This window comes from Candidatus Micrarchaeum sp. (genome assembly GCF_016806735.1).
GTDB classification, from domain to species: Archaea; Micrarchaeota; Micrarchaeia; order Micrarchaeales; family Micrarchaeaceae; genus Micrarchaeum_A; species Micrarchaeum_A acidiphilum_A.
This window is the reverse complement of record NZ_CP060530.1, coordinates 751,176-777,795: the sequence shown is the minus strand read 5'-3', so window position 1 is coordinate 777,795 and position 26,620 is coordinate 751,176. Positions and strand designations below refer to the sequence as shown.

The 26,620-nt window shown below is 41.6% G+C and carries 25 protein-coding genes and 2 tRNA genes; 4 read left to right on the top strand and 23 right to left on the bottom strand.

Features of this window, described 5'->3' with window-relative positions:
- Positions 1-102 precede the first annotated feature (102 nt).
- From Micr_RS04135 to speD, 10 genes are all read right to left on the bottom strand, one after another.
- A complete protein-coding gene (locus Micr_RS04135) occupies positions 103-2,139 on the bottom strand; it encodes a DGQHR domain-containing protein (protein WP_203134414.1) in 2,037 nt (678 codons plus the stop codon).
- Between the two features lie 241 nt (positions 2,140-2,380).
- Positions 2,381-2,716 (bottom strand): TnsA endonuclease N-terminal domain-containing protein, encoded by a 336-nt coding sequence (locus Micr_RS04130; protein ID WP_203134413.1) that lies wholly within the window; start codon positions 2,714-2,716, stop codon positions 2,381-2,383.
- Positions 2,709-4,721, bottom strand: coding sequence for a DEAD/DEAH box helicase (locus tag Micr_RS04125; RefSeq protein ID WP_203134412.1), 2,013 nt, complete (start codon positions 4,719-4,721; stop codon positions 2,709-2,711). The genes Micr_RS04130 and Micr_RS04125 overlap by 8 nt, the downstream gene beginning before the upstream one ends.
- Positions 4,721-6,553: a DNA-methyltransferase gene (locus Micr_RS04120; protein ID WP_203134411.1), complete on the bottom strand. Its 1,833-nt coding sequence runs from the start codon at positions 6,551-6,553 to the stop codon at positions 4,721-4,723. The genes Micr_RS04125 and Micr_RS04120 overlap by 1 nt, the downstream gene beginning before the upstream one ends.
- A gap of 281 nt (positions 6,554-6,834) precedes the next feature.
- Positions 6,835-6,942: transfer RNA gene (locus Micr_RS04115), tRNA-Thr, on the bottom strand.
- A 48-nt stretch (positions 6,943-6,990) separates the two neighbouring features.
- Positions 6,991-8,553, bottom strand: coding sequence for a flippase (locus Micr_RS04110; RefSeq protein ID WP_203134410.1), 1,563 nt, complete (start codon positions 8,551-8,553; stop codon positions 6,991-6,993).
- Between the two features lie 83 nt (positions 8,554-8,636).
- Positions 8,637-9,011, bottom strand: a complete 375-nt coding sequence (locus Micr_RS04105) for a hypothetical protein (RefSeq protein ID WP_203134409.1) — start codon at positions 9,009-9,011, stop codon at positions 8,637-8,639.
- Positions 9,012-9,106: 95 nt separating this feature from the next.
- A complete protein-coding gene (locus tag Micr_RS04100; protein WP_203134408.1) occupies positions 9,107-9,397 on the bottom strand; it encodes a CDGSH iron-sulfur domain-containing protein in 291 nt (96 codons plus the stop codon).
- A 31-nt stretch (positions 9,398-9,428) separates the two neighbouring features.
- Positions 9,429-9,893 carry a hypothetical protein gene (locus tag Micr_RS04095; RefSeq protein ID WP_226803550.1) on the bottom strand — a complete coding sequence of 155 codons (465 nt, stop codon included), beginning with the start codon at positions 9,891-9,893 and terminating at the stop codon, positions 9,429-9,431.
- Between the two features lie 206 nt (positions 9,894-10,099).
- Positions 10,100-10,504, bottom strand: coding sequence for an adenosylmethionine decarboxylase (gene speD, locus Micr_RS04090; RefSeq protein WP_203134406.1), 405 nt, complete (start codon positions 10,502-10,504; stop codon positions 10,100-10,102).
- A 528-nt stretch (positions 10,505-11,032) separates the two neighbouring features.
- Here speD and Micr_RS04085 point away from each other — a divergent pair.
- Genes Micr_RS04085 through Micr_RS04075 form a run of 3 tightly spaced genes read left to right on the top strand, consistent with a single transcriptional unit; the run spans position 11,033 to position 11,906 of the window.
- Positions 11,033-11,185, top strand: coding sequence for a 50S ribosomal protein L40e (locus Micr_RS04085; RefSeq protein ID WP_203134405.1), 153 nt, complete (start codon positions 11,033-11,035; stop codon positions 11,183-11,185).
- Positions 11,186-11,207: 22 nt separating this feature from the next.
- Positions 11,208-11,426, top strand: coding sequence for a transcriptional regulator (locus Micr_RS04080; protein WP_203134404.1), 219 nt, complete (start codon positions 11,208-11,210; stop codon positions 11,424-11,426).
- Positions 11,427-11,438: 12 nt separating this feature from the next.
- Positions 11,439-11,906 (top strand): DUF2666 family protein, encoded by a 468-nt coding sequence (locus Micr_RS04075; RefSeq protein ID WP_203134403.1) that lies wholly within the window; start codon positions 11,439-11,441, stop codon positions 11,904-11,906.
- A 75-nt stretch (positions 11,907-11,981) separates the two neighbouring features.
- On the opposite strand, the gene Micr_RS04070 is transcribed toward Micr_RS04075, so the two are convergent.
- Together Micr_RS04070 and Micr_RS04065 are read right to left on the bottom strand one after the other, a co-directional pair.
- The gene (locus Micr_RS04070) at positions 11,982-13,724 is read right to left on the bottom strand and encodes a hydroxymethylglutaryl-CoA synthase family protein (RefSeq protein ID WP_203134402.1); all 1,743 of its coding nucleotides are present in this window, start codon (positions 13,722-13,724) and stop codon (positions 11,982-11,984) included.
- 74 nt (positions 13,725-13,798) lie between these two features.
- Positions 13,799-15,295, bottom strand: a complete 1,497-nt coding sequence (locus Micr_RS04065; RefSeq protein WP_203134401.1) for a cytochrome b N-terminal domain-containing protein — start codon at positions 15,293-15,295, stop codon at positions 13,799-13,801.
- Between the two features lie 199 nt (positions 15,296-15,494).
- Here Micr_RS04065 and Micr_RS04060 point away from each other — a divergent pair, with 199 nt between their 5' ends.
- Complete coding sequence (locus tag Micr_RS04060; RefSeq protein WP_203134400.1) at positions 15,495-16,109, top strand: DUF981 family protein; 615 nt, start codon at positions 15,495-15,497, stop codon at positions 16,107-16,109.
- Between the two features lie 60 nt (positions 16,110-16,169).
- On the opposite strand, the gene Micr_RS04055 is transcribed toward Micr_RS04060, so the two are convergent.
- The 11 genes from Micr_RS04055 to Micr_RS04005 form a co-directional block, all read right to left on the bottom strand.
- Positions 16,170-16,685, bottom strand: a complete 516-nt coding sequence (locus Micr_RS04055; protein ID WP_203134399.1) for a DUF6036 family nucleotidyltransferase — start codon at positions 16,683-16,685, stop codon at positions 16,170-16,172.
- A 4-nt stretch (positions 16,686-16,689) separates the two neighbouring features.
- Positions 16,690-17,709 (bottom strand): hypothetical protein, encoded by a 1,020-nt coding sequence (locus Micr_RS04050; RefSeq protein WP_203134398.1) that lies wholly within the window; start codon positions 17,707-17,709, stop codon positions 16,690-16,692.
- A 119-nt stretch (positions 17,710-17,828) separates the two neighbouring features.
- A tRNA-Gly gene (locus Micr_RS04045) sits at positions 17,829-17,901 on the bottom strand.
- Positions 17,902-18,059: 158 nt separating this feature from the next.
- Positions 18,060-18,362, bottom strand: coding sequence for a hypothetical protein (locus Micr_RS04040; protein WP_203134397.1), 303 nt, complete (start codon positions 18,360-18,362; stop codon positions 18,060-18,062).
- 165 nt (positions 18,363-18,527) lie between these two features.
- The gene (locus tag Micr_RS04035; RefSeq protein WP_203134396.1) at positions 18,528-19,331 is read right to left on the bottom strand and encodes a hypothetical protein; all 804 of its coding nucleotides are present in this window, start codon (positions 19,329-19,331) and stop codon (positions 18,528-18,530) included.
- A gap of 113 nt (positions 19,332-19,444) precedes the next feature.
- Positions 19,445-20,011: a phospholipase D-like domain-containing protein gene (locus Micr_RS04030; protein ID WP_203134395.1), complete on the bottom strand. Its 567-nt coding sequence runs from the start codon at positions 20,009-20,011 to the stop codon at positions 19,445-19,447.
- Between the two features lie 2 nt (positions 20,012-20,013).
- Entirely contained in the window at positions 20,014-23,166 is a 3,153-nt protein-coding gene (gene ileS / locus Micr_RS04025) for an isoleucine--tRNA ligase (RefSeq protein WP_203134394.1), read from the bottom strand.
- A 52-nt stretch (positions 23,167-23,218) separates the two neighbouring features.
- A complete protein-coding gene (locus tag Micr_RS04020; protein WP_203134393.1) occupies positions 23,219-23,431 on the bottom strand; it encodes a hypothetical protein in 213 nt (70 codons plus the stop codon).
- A gap of 533 nt (positions 23,432-23,964) precedes the next feature.
- The gene (locus tag Micr_RS04015; RefSeq protein ID WP_203134392.1) at positions 23,965-24,843 is read right to left on the bottom strand and encodes a PEP/pyruvate-binding domain-containing protein; all 879 of its coding nucleotides are present in this window, start codon (positions 24,841-24,843) and stop codon (positions 23,965-23,967) included.
- Positions 24,844-24,864: 21 nt separating this feature from the next.
- Positions 24,865-25,518, bottom strand: a complete 654-nt coding sequence (locus Micr_RS04010; RefSeq protein WP_203134391.1) for an alpha/beta family hydrolase — start codon at positions 25,516-25,518, stop codon at positions 24,865-24,867.
- Positions 25,519-25,552: 34 nt separating this feature from the next.
- The gene (locus tag Micr_RS04005; RefSeq protein WP_203134390.1) at positions 25,553-26,617 is read right to left on the bottom strand and encodes a hypothetical protein; all 1,065 of its coding nucleotides are present in this window, start codon (positions 26,615-26,617) and stop codon (positions 25,553-25,555) included.
- Positions 26,618-26,620 lie beyond the last annotated feature (3 nt).

Below are 26,620 nucleotides of genomic sequence, written 5' to 3'. Positions count from 1 at the left end.
ACACAGATATTATAGCCTAATATCTTTAGTAGCACTAGTTAATCTACGCAGTCTTATACCTGTTCCTTACAAAGGGAGTTGAGTATAAATCTGAAATCTTATTTAAGATAGTGACTCTAAAACGGTTAGAAGTTTTTTTGCTAATTTTTCTGCAGCTTGTCTATTATATTTACTCACTTTATCCTCTCTTTCATCTCCATGATACGCTGGAATTCTACCATACTCATAAATTCTTCCTAAGTCATCTATTAATTCTTTTTTATTTTTATACCCTTTTAATGATACAAATAGTTTCTCAAATATAGGCCAATTATCATTCCTATTCATAACTGTTATGCATTCCCCAAAGCCAGCCTTTGCCCAGATCCCTCCAGGAGTTTTTTCTTTTGCCTTTTTTAATAAATTTTCATATTTTGTGCGATCTACGCCCCTTGTTTGCAACCAATTTTTATTTATCGCGCTTAATTTATCATTTATTAAATTACGTAATTTTTTTTCTAAAATTGCAAATATACTCTTTGATTCATTACTTGGTAAAAGTTTAAGTCCGTCTTGGCGTCCCTCATCTATAATAATCTCGTTAACTTCATTTATCAAATTATTTATAAATTCCTCTTTAGTTGTTTTGTTTCCAAGGGTTTTTGACAACTCTTTCTTTAAATTTTTACCTTTGTAAAATTCACTATTATCAAGGTCCTTAACTAATATTTCGATATATTCCTTAACTTTATCTTCATCTCCATCGTATGCATTAGTAAATGTTTTTAATAACGGCAATATTGTTTGGATTCCTACACTAGAGCTAAAGAAATTAGCATACTCAATGTTCTTCTCATTAATATATTCAAAGTATGTGTTAATGATTCTGAAAGCTTTATTAACCTCTTCTTCATCTCTCTTACTACTTATCATCTCATTGAATATCTGTTTATTTTCCTTTATAGCTCGCCCAATTTTCGAAATTGTAAGTTGGCCTTTATCTTTTTTTATAGAGGAACTAGGGATATAAATCTTACCTTTAAAATAACCATCTCCTACATTCATTTTCTTTATTAATTTTGATATAAAACCCTCTAATTTTGATTCATTATAAATAGAGTATAGATCCCAAATATAATCTGCAGACAAGGATGTTTGCGTTGTATTTATATCCATAAATAATTCTCCTTGTAATTTAGTGTCTAGTCCTACAACAAAAGATACCGGGATTTTCCAATTGGTTTTTTCTTTATTATTTTTTTCTCTATCACTCCTATTTGAATTCAGTTTCTCTTCTGCTTTTGCATATCCATATAATCTATGCTGTCCATCTATTATCCATAATGGCTCTGTGGTTTTTTCGATAGTTAATTCTCCTATCTCCTGTCTATCTTCCAATGCTTTTGACGGAGTAAATTTTATCCTATCTCTATCATTTATTGCAACTATAACATTATTGTAGAACTGCTTTCTGTTGTGATTAATATAATATTCAATCTGATTAATCTTGTTTTCACTAATCATTCTTTGGTAAAAGGCTTGGTCTCCTCTTTCTCTTCGGGCAACATATGATATCTTTAATAAATCTAACGGATTTACACTTGCTATATAATAATTTATTCCCAAATCCGTTCCAAAAAAACCATTAGGTTTTATTGCAGGTACATCTCTAAGTGTTAGTTCTTCCGGGAAATTAATTTCCCTAAGCAATTCATATTTTGCATACTTCCCTATTTTCTTTTTTAAATCTTTATAATACTCAAAGAATTGCTCATTCCAAATATATACTTTTGGATTGTTACCTGCAGCAAGATTTCTATCCTGCTCATTTAATCTTATTCTTTTGGTTGCAATAACTAAACGTACATCATTATATTTTTTTAAAATATCCTCTTCCTCTAATCCATTCTTAAAAATCTCATAATTTCCGCGCCATTCCTCTATTTTAGATTTTATGTTGCCCCTATCTCCAATCTCTTGCGAAAGTACACAATCTATTATAATATATATGTTTCCAAATCCGCCCGCAGCGGCAACTTGCTTACCACCTATTTTAAAAGTAGTACCTCCTTGTGGGTTTTCAAAACCCATATCACCCATAAACCCTTTTACTTCATCCACAAATTCTTTTGCCATGTCATTTACTGCCCTTCTAGCCATAATAATCATCTATAACTAATTTAATCAGTACAACTTAATATCAAGTTCAATAATATTAAACCCTTTGTTTTCTATATCAGGCCTTTTTTCTTGATAAAACTTCTTGTTAGAGGCTTTGTTGAAAAAGTCAAATTTTGTTGATAAAGTAGAATTTAAGCTTTTAGCACGAGAGAGCTTTGTTTAAAAACTCCGAATCTATCTAAAAACTCACCATTTTGTCTATAAAGTGTCTAAAAACTATTTACAGTGTTATTAGCCTGTATTTTATGCCTCTCTTCTCGCACCATTCTTTGGCTGCTTTTTGCTTACGCTTGATTATTTCAGTGAGATTATTTTTGCCCTTTATTTCTATTAGTTCCTGTGTTCCATCTTCATATTCAACAATAAAATCAGGATTATAATGAGCTACTTTACTGTCTATATTTACATAAGGTATTCTAATCCCATGATTTTTTGTCCATTTCTTAACCTCCGGGTCTTTCTCAAGCTCTTCCATGAACTCCCTTTCAAACTCACTATCGTATATCTCACACGAGTAGGGGCTTTTTTTAGGTGACTTATATACTCCTTCACTCATCCAATGCACCATCTTCTATTATCCCTTTTACGACAGGCAGCGTAAATGCGTCTGCTATGTTTTCTAAATTATTGAAGATTAATATCCTATCTTTTGGCGTTGATTGCGATAACGGCTTGGAACTTAAGAACCTTTTAGAAATCATATCAAGGAGAACTTTATAAAATCTACCCTTGTCCATTTCACTTACATTGTTCTTTTCTAGGATGTATTCTACTATTGAAAGTATCTGCTTCTTTAAATCATCAGCACTTATATCTTGAATATCTTCAGCCTCGCTAAATGTACTAACATCATAGTCTACCTCTTCCCCAAATTTCTTACCTATATATTTTTTGCGTATGCTCTCCAATTTTAGTTTTGTTATAGAATACTTGGTTGTATCATAAGTAAAGTTATTCAAAGTTTTTCTCCATTCTTTATCGGGCTGTGCATCACTAAGGCTATCTTTTAATCTGTTTAATCTCTCCTCAAATTCTTTATCAGAATATGGTTTGATTGATATAAGGTTTTCTGGATGTTCAAGGCGTGGTATATGGTCTTCGCTTCTTGGTAGTTTTGGTATTTTTATCTCCTCATTTGGCATAACATCATTTATTGTCTTTGTTACTCTCATTTTTTTCCAAAGCCAATCATGTTGAAGCTGCGGGTGGTCTACAACAGAAAGAGTTTCCCTTTCTAAACTTGTTTTATTTATCTTTCTAAGCCCTCTTCCTATTATTTGTTGACCGAAGACAGGTGATATTATTCTCCTAAGCAACAATATAACTGATACTTCTGGAACGTCCCATCCCTCTCTTAACATGAATACGCTTACTACTGCTTTATAAGGACTATCTGTACTACCTAGGCTTCTTGCAGATTCTCTGTCTTTATCCCCTGACTCTTCTGTCACTAATAATGTTTTTATTCCCCTTCTATTTTCTAGAAACTGTTGAACTTTCTTTGCTTCGTCTATTCCCATAGTTACTACAAACAATATTGGTTTATAGTCTCCATTTGCTTTCGCCTCCTTCTCTTTTTCTTTCAATCTATCCAAAGAAATGTCTGTCAATAGGTCCAATGGTGCATCATCCATAATCCAATTAAATGGTTTAAGTCTTTTCTCGGCCTCCTCAAATTCGGGTTCAAGTTCGTCAATCTTCTTTTTTACGCCTGTTGTGGCATTAATATATGTTATCTCCAATAGTTTTGTATCTGGTCTGTACACTACGATATCTTTTATTATTGGTCTGTCTGCTGTCAATGCACTGTCAATATCAAAGTCATATATTAAGTTTGAATTTGGATAAGTCCCATCCGCTCTTTCAGGGGTTGCTGTAGTATCAAGTCTCAATATTGTTTTATCATTTAGTAATTTCAGTATGTGATCAAATTCAGCAGCGTTTGTGTTATGTGCTTCGTCATTGAATATTGCCAGAGTATCAAAGTTTTTGAGTATGTAGTTTAAATTGCTTGCCGTATTTGTATTACGGGTATATAACTCCTGAATATTTGAAATTATTATGTCAACTTCCAGCATCCTTTGAGGTGTAGAACCGCTTTCTAATACTGCTGCGCTTAGCCTGCTGTTTAAGTTTTTATCTGGGGTTATATCCCAAGTCTCAAATACTGTATTCTTCTTTTCTGCGGTTCTTATAAAGTCATATTCCAATCTGTCTCTTACTATCAAATTTGGGACAAGTATTAATATCTTATGAACGTCTTCTGAGTGTGCATAAAAGAGCCATCCTATTATTGCAGATATTATTATGGTTTTACCACCACCCGTAACTATTTTTAACAAGTACCTGTTCTGCAAATCTCCTTTCTTAATCTCGTACAGGTATATTACTCTTAGTATTGCCTCCTTTTGATGTGCCCATAGCTGTTTCTCTGTCCTATGTAGTAAATGTGTTATGAATTCTAATGTTTCTGTTGTACATCCATTATAGCCGCTATTCTTCCACTCTTCGTAATCTCTTTCGTATTTAACAAAAAGATTTGGCATTGTTACTTGTTTCATTATTCCACTTCCTTGACAACTAGTTTTTCGCCACCGTGATCATCTTCTACTCTGAAGGCTATTTTTTTCTTTCCTATTAAATTAAATTTGTATTTGAGAATCATAGTATTCGGATTGAATATGTATCCTTCTGATGGTGCAAATTTCCCGTCAAAATCGAAGTCTGCTTGTATATTAATTATTTTTCCATTGTTAAGAGATACAGAATCTGAAAAGTCAAAACTAAATTCTCCGTTTTCTTTAGTTACATGCAGTACTACTTCTGGAGGAAAGACAAACCTAAATACATTCTTATATTCTTTGTTTTTGGTTATAACATCCTCTATAAACTCATACGAACCTATTCTTACTGTCTTTATCTTTACAAAGTCTATCTCTGCTCCTATGTTCGCAAGTGCCTCTTGTGCCTTTATTGCACTATCCGCAAATCCCCATGCAAGTATGGTGCCTGCCTTATGAAGTTCGTAATTTTCCTGTATATATTTAGCAAATTCTAATACCTCTTTTTTAGTGATTTGATTTCTGCGGTTTTTATTCCCAACGAGGAGTGGTATTCCATTTTTAGAACCGCTAGTATACTCATTTGAAGTAGGCCTACCACCATAAGCCCTAACTATAAAATCCCTAAATTCTTCATCACTTATATCTTGCAGTTTATCTGCATCATAAAAACCCCAAGACCATACTTCTATGTTAGGGACTTTGGCAAAGTTTGTCTGAGTGCCTTTCTCACTTTTCAATAATCTTAATATACGTCCCTTTGTCACTTCAACCGCTATCCTTGATATATCACTTGCTATCCAGTGTCTACCAAGTCTTTGAGCAACTGCCGGAGTAGTCCCTCCACCACAGAAGAAATCCGCCACAATTCCATTTGGTGGACAAGATGTCCTTAATAACAATTCTATCAGTGCTTCTGGTTTTTGTGTATCATACCCTACCCTCTCTTTATTGGTGGATGCTAAGATTGGCATTTCTATTACATCATTTATTCTTTTCCCATCCTTTTTAGGATAAGTTTTTCCATAATAAATAGATCCATCTGTATGACGTCTTTTTATTAAGGCATACCTTTCTCCTTTCTCATCAGTTTTATTATAGCGTTTCATATCTGGGTCCTTATAACTTTGATATTGTTGATTCCAATAGTAGTTATTAGATTTTGTATACACAAGAACAGTCTGATGTGCTCGTTGATACTGTGCCTTTGCTTCAGTGCCCCTAAATCCATGATACCAAATTATTTCATTTAAAAATCTATCATATCCAAATATCTTGTCCATCTCAATTTTAACATAATGTACGGCGTGCCAGTCAAGATGCACATATATAGAACCTGTAGGTTTGAGTAATCTCTTCATCTCTATAAGTCTTGCATTGAGCCATATCTGGTAAGTTGGAAGCCCTCCATCCCATATATCCTCAAATGTCATTACCTCGTTTTGGTCTTGGAATATCATATTGTAATTCCTACTAGAAAAGAAAGGAGGGTCTATATAAATAAGGTCTATGGATTCAGAACGCAATGTCCTCATTATATGGAGATTGTCTCCCCAATATAATTTATTGGGTTCTCCTTTTCTACTAAATCTAATGGTTTCTAATCTTTGAGTTGGTAATTTTACGTGTGGGTAAAGATGCTCATATCCTCCCTTTCCCCATCCCAAGGGCTTCTCTGATACATCAGGTATTGTACCAAACCTTTTAGGCATCTTGAAAAATGCCTCTTGTTGTGGTAGTTCTACTGCTTCTATTTCTTCTTCATCATTTACGGTCTCTTCGATATGATCTGCTAATTTTGTTGATTTAGAATCTTCTTTATTTTTCGCCATATAATATCACCAACCCCGCACAGCATCCGCTAACAAATACGTTCTTAATTTACTACCTCCACCCAGAAACAATCGGCTTATTTGTATAGCGTTAGCCGCGCATTTTGTAATACTTTTATTATAATATAAATTTATATACTTTTGTATAAACATAATGTCACACTACCTATGGTAAAATACCTAAAATATGCTATTAAACCTTTCTATATTTTACATGTGGTAGACTTTTCTCAAAAAAAGGTTATCGTATGCCCTAAAGGGGCATCTAACTTTAAGACAAAAGCCCTGAGAGGGAATTGAACCCTCAACCTCCTGTTATCTTGGTTCTTGATTAAACTTCTTTTCAAGAAGTTTACAAGACAGGCGCTCTGCCATTGAGCTACCAGGGCACCTTTCGCTCTTTTATTTACCTGTTAAACCTATAAATTATTTCCTTTTTAGCCTATGAAAAAGCCAATGTACCTTATGGCTATTGAAGCCGGCTTCTTCAGCTGCCTTATCTTGGACATTGACTCTGCTATGAAATCCAGATTCCTCTTCTCTATCGCCTTTGTAACTGCAAGCATTGGCGGATATAGGAGCAATGCAACTATTATGTTTACCAGCACTGCCGCTCTGCTGTAATGCATTGCAATGGTCAACGCGAAAAGAACAACGAAAAGCATAATTGCAGATAGTGTCAGCCTTCCGAGCCTTTTCCACTCCATTCTTATGGAAAACTGGCTGCGCAGGGCCTTTATGTAGAGCAGATCCATCAATATCGGGCCAACGGCGAATACTGCAATAAGCGCTCCTGCAACCTTTTCATATGGCACAAGTATTGCCAGAAGGGCTACTTCTGCAAGCACTACTACGAGCTGGTATTTCATGAACCTCTTTGTATCGCCGTTGCCTATTATGAGCTGGCCCGCAAAGCTGCCTATAAGCCCTATTACTGTGCCTACCGATATGAAGGCGAAGTACAAAGGCGCTCCGACGTATGCGCTTCCGAAAAGAAGCCTTGTCAAGGGCTTTGTTGTTGCTACAGCATAAGCGAGTATTGGCAGGAGGAAGATGAAAGCGTAGAAAACGCTGTTGTTGTAGATTCCCGCAATCCTTTTGCTTATGGATTCGTTGGTTAGAGTATAGGAGAATGCGGGAAGTATCACGAATGTCATGGAAGTCATTATGAGCTCAAAGAACCTTCCAAGCTTGTATGCCGCCCCATAGCTTCCAACCACTGCAGTAGTGGCGAACACTCCAAGCAGCAATATCGCAAGGCTTGTTGTTCCGGATATGGCTATGTTTGAAGTGACTACGGGTATTGAAAATGAAGCCAATTCTCTGGATATTGCCTTTTTGAATCTAGGCACGAAAGTGCCTATATTTCCATAAATGTGAAGGATTGCATAAACAAAGCCTATCAGAAGGCTTATTGCCAGGCCTGCGACAGCTCCAAGCACCCCGTAGCCCAAAAGAACCAGTGCGACAACGAATATTGCCTGCGACAGTGCATAGACTATGTTTGCAATTGATGAGTGCCTTGTTGAGCCCAAGCCTACGAGCACTGCAACCGAAAGGTTGAAAAGAACCGAAAGCAGCACGCACACTGCTGCTACTATTATTGGGTAATACATGCTCGTATTGTGGTATACTGCGCTGGCAAGCACTCCGCTTATTGCTATGCCAATTATCATTATAACCAATGATATGATTCCTGCGATTGCGAACCCGTTTGACACTAGCTCCTTCTTTCTTTCCCTGCCTACCTCCTTTTCTGACAGTTTTTTCCTGAGCGCAGTGCCCATGCCGAAGTTGCCCCCCATGCCAAGGAGCGTGTAAAGCGCTATTACTATAGTGTATATTCCGTAATCAACAGGCTTCAGGTATCTGGCCAGGAAAATCAGCAATAGCAGAGTGACCACTGCGCTGATTATCTTGCTTGAAATGAAAAAGCTGCCGCTCCTCAAAGCCTTAGAGCCAAGTTCGCGCACTTCTGAAGTCCCTTCCTGATACTCCATTCCAATCTATGTTTAGGATTTCAAAAACTAAAGCTAAATAACAGATGCAAAAAGAAAAATTAAAAAGAAAAAGAAAAGCCCAATTACTTTCCGAAATACTCTTTGACTTCAGGCCTTGTGAAGTACCATAATATTACTATGCCTATTATGGTGCCTATGGGTATGTCTATAAGATCAAGCACTCCGCCAATCATTATGAGTATGCGCGCCCAATTCTTGCCTGTGAAAAGCGCCAGACCGGTTATAAGCGCAAAAAGCCCAAACGGTATGAATAGCACGCCTAATATCCCAACCAACGCCCCCGCTACTAGCCCTATGGCCAAATATGCTATTCCTGCAAGTATCTGCAATACTGCCAGTATTGTTACGCCAGTTGGCCTATTGCCTCTTCCTGCGCTGGGTTTGCTCGCCTGCGCTTGCGTACTTCCCATCCCTGTGTTATTGTCTGCCATTGACATTAATTCACCGTTCAGGATTGAGAAGCAAGATTTAAAAATAGTGTTGCAATTCCTTTACAGAACAAAATAGAAAAAATCAAAAAGGAAAAGCAAGACTATTCATATTCGTTCGGAACTTCCAGCTCTTTGTGCTCTGCCTCTTCAAGCTTTACGTTTTCTATCTGCGCGTTGCCCTCCTTGTAAGCATAGTGCACTCCCTGCTTCTCGTTCTGCACCTTCATATGCGTTCCGTCGCAGAACGGCTTGTGCTTGGACAGCCCGCATGCGCACATGTGGAGCTCGAAATTCTTCAGCTTCTCGTCGCTGGTCAGGTTCGCGAATCCCGACACTTCGCCAAGCTTCACCACAAACGGATGGTTCCTGTCATGCCTTATGTATCTGCTCATCTCTTTCACCAATATAACTTAAACAATAATACTATTTAAATACCTGGAAATTATTCCAATACTCGCTTAAATCTAAGCTTTTGTCTTTATTTTTATATAACCATTTCTTTTCCTTTTCATTCGGGTATATAAAAATGTTAAATATATTATTATTTTTTTGTTTATGCGCTATCTTGCCTTCTTTTATCCACGTTTCCAGCTTTTTAGATGGTATAACTATATAATTTAGTTTTTTACCCATTAATCTATGCCTTTCCGGTATCCAACATACAAATACGTATATTACATCCGAAGAATAAACCATCTTAGATCCGTACAAGTCAAACCAAAAATATTTCCCTTTCTGAAATTTTGAAGTTTTTATCTGTAATCTATAAAACTTTTTATCTGTTTTTAAGCCAAAATCCAACCCTTTATCCTTAAAAGGTATCCAAACAGGAAATTTTTTACCTAATAAATTTATGACCTCAAGTTCACCCAAAGTTCCAATATCCATATTTATCTTTATTGCTGAAAGTCTAAAAACTCTTAGTCAGAATTTTAAACAAATTCCATACAAAAGCAAAAAATCCACATATATAAAGCAAGAATGCTGAGTCATAAATAAAATGCCTGCTTATTGCGACTATCTTATACGTTGGCACTAACGCCTTATAAAACAATAAAATTTAAAATAAGAAAGAACCAGAAAGCCGAAGGAGCTCATATGTTGCTCCTGTCAGCGTTGAACATTTTGTATCTTTTCGGCTTGATCTTGCTTATTATGTACCTGAAAGCCACTTCCGGGTTGCTTGCCTCGCCGCATGAGTATATGTCAAGAGTGGCGTAGCTGCTCTCTGGCCATGTGTGAAGGGCTATGTGGCTCTCCTCTATGAGCGCTATTACTGAAACTCCTCCCTCTACTCCATTATATGGGGAGAACTTCTTTGTAACGAGCTCTACTATGTGCATGTTGCCTATCTTCGCCGAATCTACAACAAGCTTTGTCAGGTAGTCCAAATTTGCTATGTATCTCTCGTCGAGCTCGTACATGTTGCCGTAAACGTGCTTCCCAACTATTCTTGGGACCTGCTTCTGCAATATCTGTGTTCCTGCTATCTTTGCCATCTTTTCTTCACCTGCAACCTTTTAAAGTCACAGAAATTTTGACGCTTTATTAAGATACCCAAACGCTTAAAAAGATTATTCCGCAGTTTTTAAAAACTGCAATTAAAAAGTTTACTATTATAAACATTTTTGCTTTTTACGTTAAAATCTGTCGCCGAAAATTCGCCAGCCCTGGAAAACTGCAGAATTACCGGCGTAAGCCAAAATCCAAAATCTGAAATTCTGTCGAGGAGCACAGTTTTTAAAAAGTTTCAAAAAGCGCCTGTCCGATTTTTGGCATGGCTGCAAATTTTTGCATTTCCGGCAAAACTCATGCCAGGATTGGCATATGTGGCCAATATTATGGAAGCATCCAACGCGAGCATTGCCAGGCAAATCTTTAATAATATTATAACCGCAATAAAAGGGTATTCTGAAGCACTGCCGGGTATCTCCTGAGTGCAAAGTGTTATATTTTTGCGGCAGACGCCGCTCATAAGATATATATCTGAAGGAAACAAAGAAAAGGAAAAATCAAGGTGTTATATAATGGGAAAATTTCCACTTGCAGACGCGGAACTGACTAAGATATGGATATGCAGAAGGTGCAAGGCCAGGAACAGGGCCGGAAGCAAGATGTGCCGCAAGTGCGGATACAAGGTGCTGAGGCCAAAGCGCAAGGACGCGAGAGTCAAAAAGTGAGCGATTAGCTTAAGGTGTTACAATGGCTGAGCTTACAACAATAGAACAAGCAATACTGAAGGCCCTGGAAGATCTGGGAGCCACGAACGAAAAGTCGATAAAGACTGCAGACGACATAATGAAAAAGGCCAACAGGCCGAAGGGGCTGGTTACCAACACTCTGGTTGAGCTGGCAAAGAAGGGCTCAATAAAAAGGGTGGCAAGGGAAAAGGCCGCCGGATACTACGTTATCAAGCAATGATTGGTGGTTCGAGTGGAAGAGGATAAACCTGAAGAATTTGTAGACTTCTCCGCAAAGTACAAGGAGTGGGTTGCAGTAAAAAGGCTCAGGATAACGCCGCAGACGAAGCCTGAGGAGATTGCGTACCACCTTGCAGGAATAAGGTCTACGATAGATTCTAAGATGTTCAGGGTTCTTGGCATAGACGTAGATTCGATCGACGAAAGGATAAAGCAAGTGCCGAAATCAGGGAAGGGCGCTCCGGCAGTATCGCAAGCCCTTACGGAGCTGGAAAAGCCGGAATTCAAGAGAGCCATTGCCGATGCGTGCTCAAGCCAGGTACTGCTTCCGTTTGCGAAGACCTATGCGCTAAACAAGATGATAAATGAAAGCGGAACTGAAACTTCGCTGAGCCAGCTCGCACTTTCAAAGGTGTTCAAGGAGCTCAAGCCCCCGAAAGCACCGGGAAGGCTCTCAAAGGGGCTCAAGCCAAAGGCATAATTTCCATATTGGGCCTTTGGCCTTCTTTTCTTCTTTTATTGGATTTCGTGCTCAATGGCAAGCCAATTTGATGGATCATAGCCTTGGCTTAATCACACTCCTCTGTCCATCCTCTACGAATTCGGCTTCCCACGTGCCGTCTACATTGCGCCTCCTTATAAGGAATCCTTCCGGCAGCTTTCCCCTGAGCATCTCTGCATCCATGTCTATCAAGCTCTTTCCTTCCCCTATCATCGACCTTTTTGCGTCTCCCAATATGAGCTTTTCATGCAATGGCTCGTAGTCCTGCGCTTCCAGCGGCAGCTCCTCTTTTCTTTCCATTCCTATAACAAGATTCCTGGCTATGGATTCCTGAGTTGCGGTTATTTCCATCTGGTAAGCGAGCGCCACCATTCCGCTGCCGAAGAAAGCGCATGCGCCAGTGTCTCCGGGATAAACCTTGCCATTCTTGAGCAGGCTCGCTATTGCGACAACCGTTGAGCCGGTATACGAGTTGCCGACCTGCGACGGCAGAGCGAGTGCATCCCTTATGTGCATCTCATCCAGGAACTTTTCGAACTCCGGCTGCTTCCTGAGCTTTCCAAGCCATTCCCAGTATGCGTTTATGTCCCTGTCGGATTCTATGTAAGCCACTATGTCGGTGTCGTGCTCGCCCCTGAATCCTGTGAGCTTTCCAGTAAAAAGCTCGGCCAGGCTTTTGTCGCCCAGCGGGCTCTTTCCAAGGGACTCCCTTTGCTGCATCGCGTTGAACGTGTCTCTTTCATAGTTTTTGAGATAGTGCTCGAAGAGGAAGCTCGCGAAATATATCGCTTGCTTGGGAAAAGGGACATGGCTGATGAAGAACTTCATGTTCTCCCTGTATTCGCTGCTGTCCATGATTTTGTTGAGCTTCATGCTCCTGTACGTGTCGGCATCAGGATTCATGCCTGCATAATCCTCTTCGAAAACCATCCTCTTTTGCATGGCAAGCTTGCTCTCCATATTGCCGAGGGCCATAGCCACAGCATATACGTAGCCCTTCTCGGAAAACTTGCCGTGAACGAATGGAGTATCGACTCCGAATTTTGTGAAATCGGGGAAAGGAACGTTGAACCTTCCGTAAGAGCCTTTGTAGTTTATGCTCACCAGCTCCGGATCGGTAGTTATCCACATTAGCGTAGCTGCGCTCCCCTGCGTAGTCTCTGCGTCCGGTGCCCTTTTGCTGTCGTAAACCGCAGTGTCTGCTGAGATTATGACGGCAGAGCTGCCCATGCCAAAGCTTGAGTTTGAATATATCTCGCTAAGAGCGCTCGAAAGCGCAAGCCCTGCTCCTGCGCATGCGAAAGTGTTCTGCTGCAGCCCGGTATTCTTCAGCGCTTCTACGTAGGGCCTGTATCTCTTCTCGTCTTCCTTGAGGAGCCTGGAGTACACAAGGCCAAGGGCTATCTCAGCCTCCGGCCTGCTGAAGTCCGGATTGCTCTCCGTTGCGTAGTATATGCTCACGGGCTTTTCAGAGAAAAACTTTTCCCTGTCGTACGGATTTGAATCTATGTTTTTTATGAAAGCGTATACTGCATTTGCAGCCATGGTGACATTTGACTGGGAGTATGTGGGTAGCCTGGCCTTCTCTATGCCAAGCCCGTCCTTTATCTTGCCAGGCTCAACCTTTCTGCCTTTGGTGTCCTTGGCGTTAAGCGCGTTTGCAAGCTCGACGTAGCTGAAATATGTCTGCGGCGCCTCCACTATGAGCTTGCTTATGCCTATCTTGGGGTCTATCCTTACGCGCATAGCTTCGCTTTCGCTTTCCAATTGTTCCAAAGTGCTCTTGTAAGCCATCATGCAAATCGTAGACGATTGCAAGTTGCATCTTAAAAAGACGAAGTTGAGGTTAGACAATAAGCAATCATGCCTGGCTAGCGCTTTTTCCTGTTCTTATCCTTCATTTCAGGTATTGTGTGCTTGTTCCAGAAAATCTTGTAGAGCTTGAGCTTGTCAGGTATGTCCCTGAGCCCTGGTATGAACGGGAAGAAGATAAGCAGCGCAAAGGCTACAAGCGCAACAAGCCCGTTTTCCAAGTCATCCCACCATGGTATGCCTGCAGTGAGTATCTCCATGTAGTTGTAAGGGGCAGTCCAATAGCTGCCTATCTGCCACCATGCGCTTCCGGCTTTGAGCATGCCCCATTGCGAGGTCCTGAGCCCGTATTTAGTTCCATACGAATCCAGCGCCTTTGAATCTGCGAGAAACCTTATCTCGTACGTCTCGTTGAGCGGATTCTGTATGCTTCCGGAAAGTTCATCCTGATACAGGCCAGTCTGGGCCATGTGTGTGAGCTGGGAGAAAAGGACAATGGCCGGATTCGAAGAGTTGAGCCCTTCAGATATCGAGCCGTTGGATTCGAAGTATGAATAAGCAGAAGCAAGGCTGGAATTAAGCGCAGAGGGCGATTCATTGAGCAGCGTGCTTTCGTAGTCCTTTGAGCCCGTGACCTCAAGATATCGCGAGTAGGGTTCTGTCACGTAAGCGTTTCTTGTGCTGAATGTGTAAGGGTCTATAGTGTCAAGATAAGTGGCAGTGCCTGAGCTGTAGTTGAATTCGCTTATCAGGGTAATGGCCATTACGTTCGGAGTTGTATTTGCAACCTGCTGTATTGTAATTGGCGCAATGTACGGCGACCTGAGGAATACGGCAAATAAAAGGATTATTATTAGGACGTAAACCATGCGCCTGTACATGGTCTTGTGGTTTGCCGGGACCATGCTGTAAGGTATGTCCTTGCGGTAGGGCTTGCTCAGTCCCTTCTGCTTGACAAGCATGTAATGCCCGAACATGAGTATTGCGAGCAGTATCGGCACTATTGCTATGTGCCAGCTTAGCACCGCAGCCATGTTCAGCGGGTTTATCCAGTAGCCGAGCCCCATGCCGTTCCAGAGGTCGGCTCCGGCCTTTGCGTTCCACTGGGAGACAAAGCCGCCTTGTACTCCTATGCCGAATGCGTATTCTAGGAATACCAGGAAAAGCATAAGGCTTCCCAGCACCCATACGAGCTTCTTCTTTTTGAAAGACGACGTGGCGAACTGCACGAAGAGGTGCACGAATATCAGGGTTACGAACGCCTCTGCAGCCCAGAGGTGTATGCTCCTGAAGAAAGTTCCGACAGCTGTAAGGTTCCACCAATAGGGCCCGAATATGACCATAACTATGCCGGTTACCGCCAGCACCCCGAACAGCTCGAGCAGGTATATGCCTATTGTGAAAAAGAAATTGTTTCCGTATGACGGGACATCCTTTATGTAGAAGAATTCTACAAGGGATTTGACGCTGTCAAGCATTCCCCGAAGGCCTTTGCCTTCGCTTTCGCCATCAGCATCTTGGTAATCCTGGCTTGTAGTATCAATGCTGCCGGGCAATGAAGGCACCTATACAACAGATAAGCTTCGTAAAAATCTAAAAACGATAGCTTGAATTGCTGCAAGCAGGTATAATGCAGTATATCATGTTGCAAAGCTTCAAATGCCATCTCAAAAGGAAAATATGCAAAAATGCGGCATAACATATACCATTAAATAAATGCGATTGGATTTCGTATTGGATTAATGGGATGGTGAAATGGTTTTCATTGACGACTTGGCATTGGAGCTCTTCATGCTCGCGCTCGCGGGCATAGTATCTTTGTACACTACGGCTTCTGCTTACAGGTACTATAAGGCCAACGGGGTCAAGGGCATAAAAGAATCAATGAGGCCCGGGGCAGTGCCTCTAGGGCTTCTGGGCATAATGATGCTCATACTGGGCCTATTCGGAGAAATGACATGGCCGCTCCCCGGAAGCTACAACACTCTTTTCTACGATCCTTTTCTGCTGATAGGCATAGCAATAACCGGCATATCAATAGCTTTGTGGTTTAGGCAGAACATGCAGTACGTTGGCATATTCGCCCTATTCTCAGGGCTTCTTGCAATATACTACGGCTTCAGCGCTTACTTCATAAAGATGACATCCAGCCCTATTGCCATGCTCGGGCTTTACATAGGTTTCGGCTTGGCTGGCGTGTTTACGTATCCGGCAACGCTCATATACGACAGGCTGCCAGCCAAGAGCAAGGCATCCAACACCTACACTACATTGCTAATGCTGTTCTGGATATTCCTCCTGCTCGCTTCGCTTCTTGCGATAGTAGTGGGAGTAGCGGCAGTCCCGCAGCACTTGCTCTCGCCCCCGTGATTCGGTTTGCCTTTTTGGCCGCACGAGCTCTAATGGCAGAGCCTTACTGGTGCCGCTCAACTAAAACAAGTTTTCTAAAATAAAGTTCAGGTTGCTCTGAAAAATTTCATCGCTGCCTACTCTTGCGTATAAGCTGGCCCTCGCCGCAACCTCGCTTTTCTTTAAACTATAAATTTTTATACAGCTTTTTATGTCTTCTATGTCGGCTTCATCGCACCTGCTGATTTTCGAACAAACTATATCGACAGGGTTCAATACCTTAATTCTTATATTTTCGAAATTGGACTTGTAATCGCTTGCAATGCTTAAGTAATCTTCGGGCAAGACTTCTGTAAAAACGGTGTTGTTTGGGTAATAATCGATTGCCACTCCTGGGCTTATCGCCTTGTACAACCTTACAAATTCTTCGTAATCCTTCTTTTCCGGTATGTTGAAATCTATGTCTTTTGTAGAAGCCTTTATGCCTAGCATGGTCATGGCAGTGCCTCCAACTGCGACAAGCAGTATTTTATGAGGCAACCGCTCATCGAACACGTACAAAATCGACAATAAGCCAGTTTTCGAAACTCTTGTCATCGAATCAACAGTATTGCTCAATGTACTTTTTAATAAGGTTCTTATCATAAATCCTTGGCTTCTTATCCTGTATTGTCTTTACAAGCATTTCAATTCCCTGCCAATCCCTGCTAATGTAAAAATCTTTTAGGGATTCAAGCATGCCTTTCAATGTGCCTAGCTCATCATGCCTCTTGAATAGGTAATATAAGTAAGAGGTATTCAGCCGACTGCAATTCTTGTACAGCAGAACTATCGCTCCGTATCTAATCCTCGCTTCTTCGCTTGCGGACATCAGGAATATAACATCTTCAAGTGCGATTTTAGTTCCAGATTCAATATCCTCATATAATGCGTATCCGAACCTGTTATAATTGTAAGCGAGCTGCGCCCTCGTCAATTTCTCAGGGAATCTTTCCTGATTTATTCGATTTCCGTCGAGCTTGTACTTTCTGACAATTTCCCAAAAGCCCTCGCTATTGTAAAATATGCTCTTATCCCCTATAAGCTCCTTAATTCTGTTCAATTCGTTGCCCTCAAGCATTGACGAAAGTTCAAGCGGAGTAAGTACTATCTGGTCTATCTTGGAATTATGCATAGATTCCACGCTTGATATTGCAGCAGCAAGCTTTCCGTCCTGATCGTGCGATCCGGCAACGATTAAAATTTCCATTCTGCCTATTTTGATATATTCCTTGTATCTCAATATGCAAATGGTTATGATATCGAATCCCAAAGCAAGCTCCAAGAGCGCATTGGCTATTTCACTGCCAATATCCGTGCCCGAGGCCTTCATGCTTTCTGCCTCGCCAATGTAATAAATTGAGAAGGGATTATCAAGCGCCAGCCTTACCAATCGATTGTTGCCTTCTTTGATTATCGACACCACTCCCTTCTTTTCCAATCCCATTATGGCATTATATACGTTCGGATAATAAGTGTTCCCGTATTTTTTGCCCATGGCGTTCACCATGCTAAGTATATTGCCTCCGTAGCCAAGCTCTTCGGAAAGATAGCTCAATACCTTTCTTTCTTCATTGTTCATCGTGATTCCATTTATATATATTTTACTATAATATTATAGTAATTTAAATATATATAGCTTTAGTTTGCTGTCTTAATCAAGCACTTGCTCAGGAGCAATTGTACTGTATTAAAAACAAGTGCGATCGCCGGGATTTGAACCCGGGTTTTTGCCTTGGAGGGGCAAAGTCCTACCAGGCTAGACTACGATCGCCTATTTACAATAGGGCATTCAAGAATAAGTTTTATTGATAAGCTTAAAATGGCTTTCTGTAAAACGCAAAAAAAGAGAAAACAAAAAATAATAAACAAAGCTGAAATGATGAGGGTGAATGGTGCCGCAATCGCGGCACCGTATTTGCTAGCTCAGATTCATTCCTTTGCAGCTATTACGACTGCGGCTGGGCCGAATCTAATCTGCTTTTTCTTCCTTATCGCGTTCGCCTTTTTCACCATGCGTATTGTGCTCTGCGCTATCGCGTTGGATATCGCTGCTTTTGTATTCTGGTCCGGTTCCTCTTTTATTATTGCTGCAATCATGGCCCCAAGGTCCACGGTTGCCTGCAGTTCGCTTGCAAAGGACTGCTCCAGTTGCTGCTCGTCGCATATTTCATCTGCGAGCTGTTTTATGCTATCCCCCAGTTCTTGTACCCCACGTTTTTGTTTGGACTCCATATGGAATCAACTTCGCTTCTCGCTACATAATTATTTGGATTTTGTTATATTTATTGGTTTTGTGGAACTTTCTAATAAGAATTTAGAAATAATGCCAAAATCCGTTGGAAAAATTCGAAACTCAATTATTTTGTCGAGGAAAAACAAAAAGGAAAGCAAAAACGCCTAGCTTATCGTTATTATGGCGTTGGCGCTGTAGCCGTCAAAGGATGCGGTAACCTTTACGGTTCCTGCATGTGCCGCATAAATGGTGTCAGTGGCGTTGCCGGAAGAGCCAGTGAAACCCTTGGCGTTTTCAAGCCTGGCGTCGGTATTGTTTAGCGTATAGTTTATGGTTATGTCATGGGTAGGTACTCCTGCAAAATAAAAAGTGCTGTTTATGCTGTAATCCTGCCCTACTGCAACGGTTGCCGCAGCCGGGCTTATTTCCATCTTTGTAGGCCTGACTGTTATGTTTTGGTCGAATGTGTCGTATATCGCCCCCTTGTAAATCTGCATTGGGGGATCGGCGCACGTTCCGTTGAATTCTCCATACTTGCTCAATCCGCAGTTATACTCTTTTATATAGACATTTGCCTTGAGGTGGTTGCCGAAACTGTCTGGCATCTGGGCTGAGCATACATAAGTAGCTCCAGGATTGACGAACGAGGGCGAGCATGCCGAACTGTAATTGCTAGTGCCTACTCCGACGACCATCACAGGATCCTCTATTGGGTAGTACTCAGGATTTTCAAGCATAAGGCTTACATTTGCGGTATTCTTCGAAGCAGGGCTAATCGCAACGTTATAGTTCGAGCATGATACTCCTACTATGAAATCGCAATTGTTTGGAGGCACTGACATGGGCACTATGAGGTAAAAATAAAGCATTCCGACCGCTGCTACTATTATGAGTATTGCCCAACCGTAAGTTATCAGATATTCCAATGCGCTTTGACCCTTATAATTGGGTCCATGCCCACCACCCACTGCACCACCATTATAAACATTTCTTTTTTCAGATATATTAACCTTTTGCCGGTACGCCATAAATACAAGAGGCAAACAAGTTTATTATGCTTTATGTAGATTCCCGATAAGGCTTAATTGCCGGCTTTGTGCCATAACTCTTCGAAATGCCTTCGGAGTTCTCTTATCTCCTTCCCGTCATCTATTAAGCTTATCCTTTCGGTATTCTTGTGCATGCCGGAATAGGTAAGGTTTGCGCTGCCGGTTATTGCCATAGAATCGGATATGTAAACCTTTTCGTGCACGAAGTTGCCCCTTACGACCCTGACGTGCATCCTGCTCTTCTTGTGCCTGCTTGGCATACTTATAGTATAAAACATGCACCATGCGGCCATTGCATCCAGAAAAATAAGTGCGGCTATATATTCGCTTACCAGATACGCTGCAGCAAACATTGCAAGCACTATGGCGGCATGAGCCACCTTCGGCCTTCCGAATTTATAAGATCCGGATATTTCTATTGATTTCTTGAACGCGGCTTCGCTTGTTATCAAATAGACATTCTTTCTCGATGATATTCTCTTCAGGACTTTTAGGTAATACGTGCTGACGAACGGGGATATGACGTAAAGATTCCTGTCTTTGGAAAAAAGAAGCTTCTCGACGCTTTTATAGGAACTTTCCGTGCTCATCGCACGCATTCTCACATCCCTGGCTTTTTGATCGCGATCCTGAGCTTTGCATCCATAAGCTCGAGCGGAACCTGCTTCAGCGATTCCGGTATTTCCGGAACGAACTCCACCTTTTTCGCGTTTATGTCCTTGGCAAACTGCTCGTAGAACTTTCTTATCGTTGAAACCGTGTCATCGTCAGCACTTATGTAAGCCTCTATTTTGTCCGACCTCTTCAGGCCTTCCGCCTTGCGCTCCATCTGTATCCTGCGCTCAAGCTCCCTTAAGAACGCCTCATCGGCCAGCTCGCTGCTTATCTCGCTGTCTACCTTTGCGTATCCGTATTTGAATTTCTTCATTCCTTCGCTGGTGTTGAATTCCGATATGATTACGTGTTCCGGGCCTATATCAAAGACTCCCTTCTCCGTATGCACTGCGTATTTTCCTCCGGAATCCAATGCCGCCTTTATCTCTTCGGGATTCGCTTCTGTTATGGATTTTGCTATAAATGAAGCGTTCTGCTTGAACTCCGGCCCTATGCGCTGGAATTGCGGCTTCGCTTCGAGGCCTACGCTGCTGACCTTCTTGACCAATACCTCCTTGGAATTGGTATAATCTCCTATTATGTCTGACATCCTGGAAAGGGTGTTGTAAACCTCGTCGCTCGTAGTCTCTATGAGCGCCTGCTTTACCGGCCATCTGAGCGGCACCTTCGCGGCTTCCCTGTTGTTCAGCAAAGCGCTTATCGATTCCTTTACCATGTCGAAAGTGCTCTCGAGCTCTTTGTTTATGAGCTCAGGCTTGGGCTTTGGCCATTTCTGCATGGAAACGCTGTCGTCAACGCTCTTCAGCATGCGCAGAGCTATATAATCCGAAGTAAAGGGAATAACCGGAGAAGCAAGCGTCAATACTGTGTTGAGGCAATAGCTAACCACGTTGAGGACCTTTTTCTGCATGCCCTTGTCGTAGCCAAGCAGCTTCTTCTTCGCAACCTTTAAGTAAAACCTGCTGAAATCGTCGCTTATGAATTCTTTCAGCGCATTGACTGCGTTGTGGGCCTCGTAGTTCTCCAACGCCTCAGTAACTTTTTCTATCAGGCTCTGCACTCTCGAGAGTATCCACAGCTCTTCCCTTTCGAGGCCTTCGGCCTTAGGAAGCGTCCACTTGGGCTTTGCGCCTATGAGCTTGCTGTATTCGTCTATCAGGTTGGCTGCGTTATAAAGCACGTTTATCGTCCTTTCTGAATCCCTTATCTCGCTCCTGTTGAACGAAAGGTCGAGCCATGGCGTATGCCCTGAGCTCCATATCCTGAAAGAGTCCGCATTGGTTATCTTAAGCAGGTCGGCCACGGCTATGTAGTTGCCGAGCTTCTTGTGCATCTCGCGCCCGTCCTCGCTCAGGAGCATGCCGTCTACGCCTACGTTCTTGAACGGCCTTTTGCCATAAGCAAGCACGCTTATCTTCAGCAGCCCGGAGAACCATCCCCTGAGCTGGTCCTTGCCCTCTATTATGTAATCTATCGGGAATAGCCTTTCGAATTCCTTTTCGGAATCTATGCTAGCCCTTGAGGCTATGCTGGAATCGAACCATACGTCGGTTACGTCCTTGACCCTGCGCATCGAGCCTCCGCATTTTTCGCATTTGAGCTCTATATCGTCTATGTACGGCCTGTGAAGGTCGTCCAGGTGCTCTACCTTCTCCTTGCTGGTTGCATGCCTGGCAAGCTCTTCCACCGAGCCTATAACCTTGGTGTCCCCGCATTTTTCGCATTCCCATATCGGTATCGGTATGCCCCAATACCTCTGCCTTGATATGCACCAGTCCGGCGAGCTTTTGAGCACGTCGGCCTGCCACTGCATAGCCTCGGCAGGATGCCACGAAACCTTTGAATTTTCCGAAAGCAGCTTCTTTTTTACTTTGGATATGTTGAAAAACCACTGTGGCGTGGCTATGAAAATAAGCTTGGAATCGCACCTCCAGCAGTGTGGATAGCTGTGCGTTATGCTGCCCTTGTAAAGAAGAACGCCCATGGACTTCAAATCTTCCATAACTGCCTTGTTCGCCTCTTCGGGCACCTTCATTCCCTCGTATTTGCCGGCATCCTTTGTATATTCTGCTTTTCCGTCTACCGGGCAGAATATCGGCAGCCCGAGCTTCTTGCCCAAGTTATAATCCTCAAGCCCGTGCCCAGGCGCTATGTGCACAAGGCCGGTTCCGTCGTCCATTGTGACGAGCTCTCCTGAAAGTATGACCTTGTGGTATTTTCTGAGCTCCTTCTGCTTTGGCGAATTCTCCTCAAGAGGATTTGCATACGCCATGCCTTCGAGCTCAGAGCCGTAGAATTCTTCCAGCACAACCGGGCTCGCGTCGAGCATCGCAGCGGTGTCATCAAGCCTCTTCTTTGCCACTATAAGGTTTTTGTCTCCGAACTTTGCAAGAACGTAAAGCTCCTTGGGGTTTACCGCTATAGCTACGTTCGCAGGAAGCGTCCACGGTGTGGTCGTCCATATAAGAAGGGAATAATCTCCATCTGCGAGGCTTATCCTTGCCTTGGAATCGTTCTTTACGACTTTGAATGGGACGGCTATTGAAGGATCGTTGTCCTGCATATATTCCGCTTCCATAGTGCCCTGCGAGACAGAGGTCTGGCAGTGCGGGCAGTAAAGCGTCGCCTTTGTGTCCCTGTATAAGAGCCCTTTGTCGCTTATCTGCTTGAATATGTTCCATCCTGTCTCTATGTACTGCTTGTTGAACGGTATATACGGATGCGCGAAATCCAGGGTTATTCCGAAGCGCTCGAAGTCGCTGTCCATCCTTCCTATGCCAGCTTCTACATAAGCCCTGCACTGCTTTATGAACTCTCCGACACCTATTTTGTCCTCTATGTCCTGCTTGGACTTAAGCTCCAGCTTCTTCTCAACCTTATTCTCTATCGGCAGGCCGTGGACGTCGTATCCGGGTATGTCCCTGACGTCGTATCCCTTCATTCTCCTGTATCTTAGCGTTATGTCCTTTACGGTCTTTACCCACATCTGCCCAGGGTGGAGGTCTCCAGTAGTATAAGGGGGCCCGTCCAGAAAATAGAAGGGCTTTCTGCCCTTGTTCCTTGCCCTGAGCCTTCCTAGGACATCGGTTTCCTTCCAGTAATTGAGCATTTCAAGTTCGTTAGCGTTTAGGTCCAACACAGCCAGCACCAGAAGGATTTTGGATTAATCCTATAAAAAGGCTATGTGCAATTCATTTCTGCTGCTGAGCGACAACTAGCTTCTTTGACTTGTAAGCCTTGCGCTTTGGCATGTTGCTCCAGCAGTCCTTGCATATGGTCATTTTAAGTATCTTGGTGGCTGTCTGCGAGCTCTTTATGCAGCTGCTGCATATGGTCCTGCCGCAATAATCGCACTTATACTGCCTGTATATCTCCTTTTTGCATCTTTCGCAATATGTAACCATTTTATCTTACCTTCTAAGCCAATGCACATCGATGATGTACATTAAGAATCATAGCATGTATTTAGGCATGGCAAATAATAAATAGGTTCTCTAAGCTTCTGGGCTTCGGCCTCTGCTTTCAAAGCCCTTTCGCATTGAGGCATATTCCTCATACTCTCTGAGCGAAGTTTCGGCTCGGCGTATCTAATATACTTTAAATTTTTTGTTGTGCACTCCATATGCCCATATTACACGATAATCCACGGTGCCATAATAATAGACTTCGTAATAGTCTCGTATTTCCTTTTCTCGAAACATTCGAAAATACACACACCGCTGTCCTAGGCAGAAGGCGCACAATGATTCCTTTCACGGGAAATACTCAAGCGCATCGCTAAAGGTAGACGTTACCAGAGACATGGCAATCAAGCTTTCATATCTTTACAACATTTCAAAGAAATATGACACTACGTGCTAGATTGCCAATGCAAACGTGCCTGGCAGTCTCGGGACTCTATTTTTGGCAAGAAGACAATAGGCACAATAATAAAGGCTTAGCATATTCTTTTCAGGTGCGTTATTGGCCTAGCTTGGAAAACAAATAACTTTCCGCGAGCAATGCCCCATTCTATGTCCATTGGCATATTATATATTGTTTCAATATGCATTGCAAGCGCGGCAACTTCTCTTACAGTTTCCCTCAGCATACAAGCTTCTACTCCCGAAGGAACCCATTCTGAAATAAAATTAAAGTTGGATCTATCTAACTTCACATTACAAGGTTTTGTTTTACCTGAGACCAGTGCTTCACCCTGCCCAACAACATATTCTATCGTCATACTTCCTGTTTTGCCAATCGGCGAAATGGTGAATGCCACACCAGCAAAGTCTGTATTAATCATTTCTTGAACAACAACTGCCATTCTGGCCTCAATTAGGTTCATGCTTTCAGCATATGATATAGCTGCATTATTGTAGAGCGAGGCATAAACATCAAGTATTGCGCTCTGTATGTTCTGCGGTTCAACATTCACTATCGTCTTGAATTGCCCAGCAAAGCTTTTTTCCTTCGAATCTTCTACGTTGGCTGAACTTCTGACTATTAATTTATCTTTGTTTAGTCCAGTGTGCCTAAGTGCATAATGTATGCTATTCATGACCTCTTCTGGAAGTTTTGAATTGATGATAAACTTTTTGAGCTGAACAACTAGGCTCCTATCTAGTTCCCCTTTTACTATAGCATTTCGCAACTTTATACCTACACTGCTTGAATCTAAGAAAAGTTCAAAGGACTCTGTAGGAATAATGAAGCCGTTTGCAACGTTTATACCCTCCTTATCAAGCCTTAGTAGGGATTCACCCTTTCCGCCAGGGTTATTGGCGTTGTAAGGAATGTGTAATACATTGATTTTATGCCGCTCTAGATTTGCCATATAATCCCTATATTTTTTGATTCAGCTTATTCCTTCAATTATCTGGCTTGCCAGCTCTACCACTTTTCTTTCGTTTTCATCAAGGCTTCCACCTGGTCTAACCGGCTTAAAAGAATGATCTGCATTTTCTATTATGTTTATTTTATACGCAGACAATATCGGAGGAGCGTTCTTTATATCCCATGAAGGATCGGAATCGCCTATTATAAACTCTACCTGCAATCTTGCCATTTGCATATGAGCCTGGGATAAACCCTCAAGTAATTCTTGAGGCTTCCCAGGTTTATGAAGAGGGTACCCCAGAGCTATTACTTTCTTTATGCCTAGGTTAGGATTACCTGCCAAAAGCGTTGACACATATCCTCCAAATGATTTTCCTATAAGAACTATGTCTTTTGCACCCATATACTCTATACATTTCTTAAGTTCGGCAGTACTCCTAAGCACTGCAGATCCGTCGCTTATATTCCTAATATCTATACCTGTATCTGCAAACGAAAAATTGAACCTTAATGTCGAATATTTGTTTCTAAAATCGTCGAATAATTTTTGAATCAGGCTGTTATTCATGTTGTTGTTGCCTCCGTGCGCAAGCACTACGTTTAACCTAGACTCTGGCTTTCTCTCTACTTCTACTTCGATGCTATATCCATCCATTTGTATCTCATCATTCATCCTTACACCCATTTGGCCATTATACTAATGTAAACTAATAATTCTGATAATTGTTTATTTTCCGATCTATCTCGTTTAAGCCTAGTTTCTTGGTTAACATAGTGATTCTATGTATTGCGTAATCTATTTTAGTTGCAAAGGGCTCATACCTTATTGCTCTACCTCCTATTTCTTTGCTTCTATCGTCCAAAAGCTTCATTGACAAATCTTCTATATCAGGAACTAAAGTGCAGTAGTCTGGATCTACTAAACCCCGCTTATTTAATTCGGTACCTAGATAACCTCTCAGAAAAGCATCGGCAAGCGATGAAAGGCGTTTCCTATGTAATAAGCTGTAATAGTTGTCAAAGTTTATAAGGTCTAATATGGCACTTATTTCTTCATCAACATTTACATAAGCGGGTTTGTTCTGTTTCTCTAAATAGCCTTGCGGTATCCCATTAATGAAGTCATTGGAAATCCTAATAAGTGCGAGCCTTTCAGAACCAAGGTGATAAAGATCTAAAAGCTCTTTGAACTTTCTCTGCTTGACTTCTTTATCCTGTTCTACACAGTATGCGATATGCATTCTTCTGTACTCTGACATTCCAGACTCGTGCGCCAATGAAAGTATAGACATATAATCTCTTGTAGATAGATGCCTTTCGTATTTTATTCGTTCCATATTTGCATAAGCTATTGGCTTGAAGTTTATAGACAGCGGAATATTCAGCCTGTACACATTTATACTAAAACGCATTATTTCTTTAAATATTCCAAGCTCTTCTACAGATAAGTCATTGAACTTTTTCCCAAATATAGAAACTGCAAATTTTTGCACTTCATTATTATAAATACTGTCTTTTATTTTTATCAGCTCCAAATATGCATCTCTGTATAATATGAGCCCTTCTTTGCTATTACATTTTAACTTTAGCAGGTTTCCACTATCTTTCACCCCATATAATATATTATAATTTTTGAGCGCTCGTTTAACAAAATCTTCAACAACTGCATCAGGATTATTACTCGTATCAATAAACATTTTTGCAAGCTTTATTCTTGAAATATCCGTATCATTAATTAATGCATATTTATTCTCTTTTGATATATTGCCCATAAT